Source organism: Anabaena sp. AL09, from assembly GCF_001672255.1.
Lineage (GTDB): Bacteria > Cyanobacteriota > Cyanobacteriia > Cyanobacteriales > Nostocaceae > Dolichospermum > Dolichospermum lemmermannii.
The window spans coordinates 1-7521 of sequence record NZ_LJOQ01000051.1 but is presented as its reverse complement, the minus strand read 5'-3'; the positions used below and the strand labels follow the sequence as shown (position 1 = coordinate 7521).

General features: G+C 38.6%; 6 protein-coding genes. 4 read left to right on the top strand and 2 right to left on the bottom strand.

Features of this window, described 5'->3' with window-relative positions:
• Positions 1–98: 98 nt before the first annotated feature.
• Positions 99–1238: a TRAP transporter substrate-binding protein DctP gene (dctP, locus tag AN490_RS10300; RefSeq protein WP_015080022.1), complete on the bottom strand. Its 1140-nt coding sequence runs from the start codon at positions 1236–1238 to the stop codon at positions 99–101.
• 165 nt (positions 1239–1403) lie between these two features.
• Here dctP and AN490_RS10295 point away from each other — a divergent pair, with 165 nt between their 5' ends.
• The 3 genes from AN490_RS10295 (at position 1404) to AN490_RS10285 (ending at position 4393) form a co-directional block, all read left to right on the top strand.
• Complete coding sequence (locus AN490_RS10295) at positions 1404–2189, top strand: Uma2 family endonuclease (RefSeq protein ID WP_300002700.1); 786 nt, start codon at positions 1404–1406, stop codon at positions 2187–2189.
• Between the two features lie 228 nt (positions 2190–2417).
• Positions 2418–3041, top strand: coding sequence for a TRAP transporter small permease subunit (locus AN490_RS10290; protein ID WP_300002697.1), 624 nt, complete (start codon positions 2418–2420; stop codon positions 3039–3041).
• An 8-nt stretch (positions 3042–3049) separates the two neighbouring features.
• Complete coding sequence (locus AN490_RS10285) at positions 3050–4393, top strand: TRAP transporter large permease subunit (RefSeq protein WP_300002694.1); 1344 nt, start codon at positions 3050–3052, stop codon at positions 4391–4393.
• Here the strand turns inward: AN490_RS10285 and AN490_RS10280 are convergent.
• Positions 4390–4968, bottom strand: a complete 579-nt coding sequence (locus AN490_RS10280; RefSeq protein WP_300002691.1) for a Uma2 family endonuclease — start codon at positions 4966–4968, stop codon at positions 4390–4392. The two genes, AN490_RS10285 and AN490_RS10280, sit on opposite strands and share 4 nt — an antisense overlap.
• A gap of 598 nt (positions 4969–5566) precedes the next feature.
• Between AN490_RS10280 and AN490_RS10275 the strand changes: the two genes are divergently transcribed.
• Entirely contained in the window at positions 5567–7447 is a 1881-nt protein-coding gene (locus tag AN490_RS10275; RefSeq protein ID WP_300002688.1) for a lectin-like protein, read from the top strand.
• Positions 7448–7521: the final 74 nt, after the last annotated feature.

The following is a 7521-nucleotide window of genomic DNA, read 5'->3' as shown; positions in this document are numbered from 1 at the left end:
GCAGTAATAGAGGACGAAAGAAGTCTACTACTGTGCTTTCTGTTGGGCAGGAAGCCCACACTGTACCGTCAGGTCAGTGTGGGTAGTTCACGAAATTCTCAATTCCCTGCTTTCATCTTTCCATAAGCATAACGAACAAAACTGCCTTCATTGAGATTGTTCCACGCATACATCCGATCTCTAAAGGGTTTCCACTGTTCATAAACGGCTTTAAAATCAGCGTCTTTAGCTGCAAATTCATCATATAAAGCAAAAGAGGCCTTTTCCGCAGCTTCCAAAATTTCTTGACTATAAGCACGCAGTTGAGTACCCGTTTTTAATAGTTTCTCTAAGGACTCATTATTGCGGACATCATAACGAGCTAACATTGTTGTATTCGACTGAAATGCAGCAGTTTCTAATGCTGCTTGGTATTGCGGTGGTAACTTTTTCCATTCGTCTAAATTCACTTGTACTTCTAAAGTTGGACCTGGTTCCCACCAACCTGGATAATAGTAGAATTTAGCGACTTTATTTAAACCTAATTTTTCATCATCATAGGGGCCTACCCATTCTGCCGCATCAATAGCCCCCGTTTGTAGCGCTTGGAAGATTTCCCCCCCTGGAAGAGTCTGCACAGTTACGCCTAATTTAGCCATAACTTGCCCTCCTAAGCCGGGAATTCGCATTTTTAGGCCTTTGAGATCATTGAGGGTTTTCACTTCGTTGCGAAACCATCCCCCCATTTGTGTCCCCGTATTTCCCGCAGGAAATTGAATCACATTAAATTTACTGGCATAGATTTCTCGCAGTTTGGTTAAACCTCCGCCTTCATATAACCAAGCGTTTTGTTGTTGGGCATTAAGTCCAAATGGTACTGATGTACCAAAAGCGAGGGCAGGACTTTTACCAATATAGTAATAAGCGGCAGTATGTCCAGCTTGTACAGCACCTTGGGAAACCACATTCAGAACTTCTAAGCCGGGGGCTATTTCTCCAGCCGCACGGGGTTCGATAATAAATTTACCGTTAGTGAGAACTTTGACACGTTCTGCTAATACCTGCGCTCCACCAAATATAGTTTCTAAGGACAATGGCCAACTTGTCGCCATTTGCCATTTTATTGTCGGTAGATTACTGGTGTCGGTTTGAGCGGTTGCTGTTTTATTTTGAGCTTTTTGACAACCACCAATAATTGCTACTCCTGTGGCAGCGATCGCACTTTGAGATAATCTGTTAACAATAGCTCGGCGTTTCATAAAAGTTACTATTATTGACTAACTGGAGGATTTCACTACAATATCATGTTTGATTTGATTGTGTTAATACACTGAAAACTTATTATTTCTTATAATTTTGCCAATTGCTGATCATTTCAGATTAGTATAAAAATATTAAGTAATTTCTAACTAAATTTAACGGCTATGTTAGAAACTGTTTTAGCTGAACCTAGCATTAAACTGCCACCCACCCAGGCAGAACTTCCTTGTGATGATGGTATCCCCATGGAGACACAAAGACATAAATTACAAATGGATATCTTAATTGATACCATTCAGCCTTGGTTAGAGCAAAGGACTGATGGATACGTAGGTGGCAATATGTTTGTCTACTACAGTTTAGCACAATTGAAAAATCAAGATTTTCGAGGTCCAGATTTCTTTGCTGTTTTGGGTGTACCGAAAACAGAACGATTGTCTTGGGTAGTTTGGGAAGAAGGAAAACCCCCAGATGTAGTAATTGAATTACTTTCAGAAAGCACAGCTAACAATGATAAAAATCAGAAAAAATTGATTTATCAAAATCAAATGCGCGTTTCTGAATATTTTTGGTATGACCCGTTTAACCCCAATGATTTTGCCGGTTTTGATCTTAACAGTGGTGCATATCAACAGATTGCTCTAAATGATAAAAACCAACTGATAAGTAAAGTTTTAGATTTAGCTTTGGTACGTTGGGAAGGTAATTATAGAGGCGTTGATGCCACTTGGTTACGCTGGGCAACTTTAGATGGTGATTTATTTCCCACTTCTCAAGAAATGGTAGGAATTGCACAACAAAGGGTAGAACAAGAAAAACAAAGGGCAGAACAAGCTGAATTGCAATTAAGGGAAGTTGCTATTAATTTGTTACAGAATGGAATGTCTATAGAACAAGTGGCACAGTTAACAAATTTAGATATTTTGGAGGTGGAAAAATTGCTTAATTAATAGTAAAAATTCACTAAAGTTTTTCTCGTTCCCATACTCTGTATGGGAATGAATTCCAAAGTTTTTCTCATTCCCATACTCTGTATGGGAATGAATTCCAGAAGGCTCTGCCTTCAATAACAGCAGAGGCAGAGCCTCCGTCAGGGCATTCCCAGTCAGAGACTGGGAACGAGATAAATTCCCTGGCTGACTGTGTTTTCAGATCTTACCTTTAATTTATTATGTTCTATGCGTGACTCAAGCAGATTTTCTTTAATTCGTAAACTCTTAAAATTTTCTCAGTTTATTGACAATGGTGCTGATAAATTGGGATGGTTATCGAATTGGCTAGTTTTACTAACAATTGGAGTCGGTTTTTTTAATGTTGTCGTCCGTTATATGGGTCGTTTCATTGGCGTACAATTGTCTTCTAATGCCTTATTAGAACTGCAATGGTATTTATTTTCTCTCACATTCTTATTCGGCTTTGTTTATATTTTACGTCATGGGGAAAATGTCCGCGTTGATTTTCTCTATACTAATATGAGTGAAAAAAAACGCGCCTTAGTTGATTTTGTGGGAACAGTTTTATTTTTAATTCCCTTTTGTCTACTTGGTATTTGGGTAACAATCAATCCGGTTTTACAATCTTGGGGCAGATTAAGTGACGGTAGTTGGGGAACTTGGGAAATATCTTCTGACGCTAATGGTTTACCCCGCGCCCCAATCAAAACTATGGTTCCTATAGCCTTATTACTGCTGCTTTTGCAAAGTATTTCTCAAGCAATTAAATATTTAGCAGTATTATTAGGTTATCAACAAGTAGCAGAACAAATTCGTTTAGAAACTTCAGAAAATATCAATATTGAATAGGGGAAACTATGGGTTTTGAATGGTTAGCAATTTTAATGTTTGTCGGCTTTTTCTTTATTCTCATGAGTGGCTTTCCTGTCGCTTTTTCCTTTGCCGGCACAGCCATTGTTTTTGGACTTATTGGTACAGCAGTTGGGGCTTTTAATCCGGCGCGTCTGCTCCTATTACCTAATAGTTGGTTTGGCACAATGTCCAACTTTACCTTACTGGCTATTCCCTTTTTTGTCTTTCTGGGTGCAGTTCTAGAAAAGTCAGGATTAGCAGAAGAATTATTAGAAACTATCGGCATTATTTTAAGTCGTGTGCGGGGAGGATTGGCTTTAGCAGTTGTTTTAGTGGGAACTGTTTTAGCAGCCACAACCGGAGTCGTAGCCGCCACAGTAATTGTCATGGGAATGTTATCATTACCCATGATGTTACGCTATGGCTATGATAAAAAATTGGCAGCAGGAGTAATAATTGCTTCCGGTACTTTAGCCCAGTTAATTCCTCCCAGTTTAGTCTTAGTGATTCTGAGTGATCAAATTGGTGTTTCTGTGGGAGATTTATTTTTAGGGGCATTAATTCCCGGATTAATGTTATCTGGTGCTTATATTCTCTATATTTTAGGACTAGCTTTTTTTCAACCGGAAAAAGTACCAATGATTCCTGATGATGTCGTAATTCCTCAAGGGACTCAATTAATTAAACAAATTTTTAAAGCCGTTGTTCCGCCAATTATTTTAATTTTTGCAGTGTTAGGTAGCATTTTCTTTGGTGTAGCTACTCCCACCGAAGCGGGGGCTGTAGGTGCTGTTGGGGCTTCTATTCTGGCTGCTTTTAATAAACGTCTCACACCACAATTAATTCGTGATGCTGCCCATTCTACCGCAGTGATTACGGCTTTGGTGGTGATGATTTTATTCTGTTCTTCGATGTTTAGTTTGGTATTTGATGCTTTGGGTGGCAAAACTCTGATTACTAATTTATTAGTCGGGTTACCTGGAGGATATTGGGGGTTTTTAATTGTTAGTAATATCGTGATTTTTGTTTTAGGAGCTTTTTTAGAATTTATTGAAATTTGCTTTATTGCTATGCCTTTATTTGTGCCAGCAGCCCAGGCTTTAAATATTGATATGGTGTGGTTTGGTGTGGTTATGGCAGTGAATTTACAAACTGCATTTATTTCTCCACCTGTGGGATTTTCTTTGTTTTATTTACAAAGTGTTGCGCCTAAAGAAGTGAGTACATTGGATATTCATAAAAGTGCGATTCCTTTTATAGTTTTACAGTTTATTGTATTGTTAATTGTGATTATTTTCCCGCAAACAGTTCGCTGGTTAATTGATATTTCGGCAGTAACTGGAACTTAAAGAAAAATCGGCTGTAAATCTAAAATAAAACCTGGTAATACATCTTCTCCAGATAAATTTGTAGGAGATTGTAAAACTTCCATTTCTTGATTTTGACGATAAATTTCTACTTGTTTGGTTTTAGGATTAATTAACCACCCTAAACATAAACCATTGGCTATAAATTCCCGCATTTTTGCTTGAGTATCTGCTAAATTATCACTTTCAGAAACTAACTCAATCACAAAATCAGGACATAAGGGCAAAAACTTTTTCCTTTGTTCTTGTGTCAGTGCATTCCATCTTTCTATTTTAATCCAAGACACATCTGGGGAACGAGTCGCACCATTAGGTAATTTAAAACCAGTGGAAGAATCGAATGCTTTTCCTAAATTATTTTGGCGATTCCAATACCCTAAATCAAGACACATTTCAAAATTTCTATTGCCTGTTTCTCCTCCCGTTGGTGACATAACAATTAATTCTCCTTGATGTGATAATTCTAAACGTAAATCTTTATTAGCAGCGACTATTTCTACAAATTCATCATCTGTGAATTTTAATGATTGTGGTATTTGTAAAGTTACAGCAGTCATAATTCATACCTCTTGACTATAACACCCCACCCCTAACTCCTCCCCGCTCTTCGAGAGGTGAACTGGATTACTTCGTTCCCAGTCTCTGACTGGGAATGCTCTCCAGGAGGTTCTACCTCCTATTTTAACAAGATTTGTAGAAAATGGTGATTCCAAGTCGCGGAACCACACAGACAAAACTCTTGATTTTTCATTAGTCCACGCACTATCTGGACTTTGCTCGTATAGTAGTTTTCGTCCTTGACGTGACGAAGCTATATTTATAGCAATAGACAAGATAGTTAGGACATGAACGAATGCTACAACTTAGATACCAAAAGGCTTTTAGCACTGTCACCTGTTCCCTACTATATATTAGCCCAAAACTTTTTAAACATCCTCTAAGAGGGTGTTGGGAGGGAACTGGATTTTTATTGTTTCCCCCCTTTACAAGGGGGGACTAAGGGGGGTAGCAATGTGATGAAAATTACGGAATACCACTTTTTAAACATCCTCTAAGTTATCCTGTCTCTAGCCCACTTCAAGTATATTTATACATATAGTTAGAAAATCCAATAGATATGATAGTGTATAAAGAATTAAAAATTAATGTAAAACTATGGCAACCATTAACGGAACAGCAGCAGCAGACAACCTCGTCGGTACAACGAGTGACGATATTCTCAATGGTTTAGGTGGTAATGATACCCTCAATGGTGGGGGAGGAAATGATCAGATTTTTGGTGATGTCTCCGTACCCTATTTTGCTTACAATGGCAAATTTTACCTCTTGAGTAATGCAGCTACTTGGAAAGAAGCACAAGCACAAGCCGTTACTTTAGGTGGTAATCTTGTTACTGTTAATGATGCTGCGGAAAATCAATTTCTAGTTAATACCTTTGGTGGTACGGAAGGGTTATGGATTGGTTTGACAGATGAAGTGACTGAAGGAACATTTAAATGGGCAAATGGAGAAGCTGTTACTTATACTAACTGGTCTCCAGGTAATCCTGATAATAGTGGTAATCAAGACTATGCTTATATCAATTTTCAAAATCCCGGAAAATGGGATGATGCTGGTGATACAGTTAATAATTTCAATTTCCGAGGAATTATTGAAATAGCCAACCCATTATCCAACGACAAAATTATCGCCAACCCCTCCAACGACATAATTATCGGCAGCACAGGCAACGATACAATTGATGGAGGCATTGGTCAAGATACAGCCGACTATAGCACCATAGGTCAAGCTATTACCCTGAAACCGACAGGAGTAGTTACTAAAGGCACAGCAGGTATAGATCAACTCATTGGCATCGAGAAAATTATCGGTGCAACAGGTCAGGTTAACATCATTGATGCTTCCACAGCAACGGGAACAGCTACCATTAACGCCAATTTAGCGACTCAATCCCTCATCGTTAATACTGGTGTTGCTATTCCTTCAACTTTATCCTTTACTGTGACTAATTTCGTTAACGTGATTGGTACAGCCAACAACGATATTATCACTGGGGATAATGGCAATAATATCCTCATGGGAAATGGCGGAAATGATACCGTTAGTGGCGGAAATGGTGATGATAGTTTCATCGGTGGGACAGGTAATGATAGCCTGGACGGTGGTGCAAATATTGATACAGCCAATTACAGCACCATAGGTCAAGCTATTACCCTGAAACCGACTGGAGTAGTTACTAAAGGCACAGCAGGTACAGATCAACTGGTTAACGTAGAGAAAATTATCGGTGCAACAGGTCTAACCAACATTATTGATGCTTCCACAGCAACGGGAACAGCTACCATTAACGCCAATTTAGCGACTCAATCCCTCATTGTTAATACTGGTGTTGCCACTCCTTCAACTTTATCCTTTACCGTGACTAATTTTGTTAACGTGATTGGTGCAGCCAATAACGATACAATCACCGGTGATAATGGCAATAATATCCTCATGGGAAATGGGGGAAATGATACCCTCAATGGTGGGGGAGGAAATGATCAGATTTTTGGTGATGTTACCTCTGCTATTACTGCCCCCATTTTCACCTATAATGGCAAATTTTATCTGTTGAGTAATGCAGCTACTTGGAAAGAAGCACAAGCACAAGCCGTTAGTTTAGGTGGCAATCTTGTTACTGTTAATGATGCTACTGAAAATCAATTCCTAGTTAATACTTTTGGTAGCACAGAAAGTTTGTGGATTGGTTTGACAGATGAAGCGGTTGAAGGACAGTTTAAATGGGTAAATGGAGAAGCTGTTACCTATACTAATTGGACTATAAATCAGCCTGACAATTTTGGTGGAAATGAAGACTATGTACACCTTAATAGAGAATTTGGTGGCCAATGGAATGATAATAACTCAAGTATCATATATCGAGGAATTATCGAAATCGCTAACTCTAATGACACAATTATCGGCAGTGCGGGTGATGATACCATTAACGGCGGTTTAGGAAGCGATACAGTTAACTATAGCAGTCTCTGCATTTAATCTCATAAAATTGTAGTTTTCCGTAGTCAAACGTAGCTATATCCGTCACTACAATGAACCTTAGTAATATCTTT

Excerpts from the sequence above, each read along its gene's own strand:
- dctP (WP_015080022.1), bottom strand. The coding sequence starts at position 1,238 with ATGAAACGCCGAGCTATTGTTAACAGATTATCTCAAAGTGCGATCGCT.
- AN490_RS10295 (WP_300002700.1), top strand. The coding sequence starts at position 1,404 with ATGTTAGAAACTGTTTTAGCTGAACCTAGCATTAAACTGCCACCCACC.
- AN490_RS10290 (WP_300002697.1), top strand. The coding sequence starts at position 2,418 with ATGCGTGACTCAAGCAGATTTTCTTTAATTCGTAAACTCTTAAAATTT.
- AN490_RS10285 (WP_300002694.1), top strand. The coding sequence starts at position 3,050 with ATGGGTTTTGAATGGTTAGCAATTTTAATGTTTGTCGGCTTTTTCTTT.
- AN490_RS10280 (WP_300002691.1), bottom strand. The coding sequence starts at position 4,968 with ATGACTGCTGTAACTTTACAAATACCACAATCATTAAAATTCACAGAT.
- AN490_RS10275 (WP_300002688.1), top strand. The coding sequence starts at position 5,567 with ATGGCAACCATTAACGGAACAGCAGCAGCAGACAACCTCGTCGGTACA.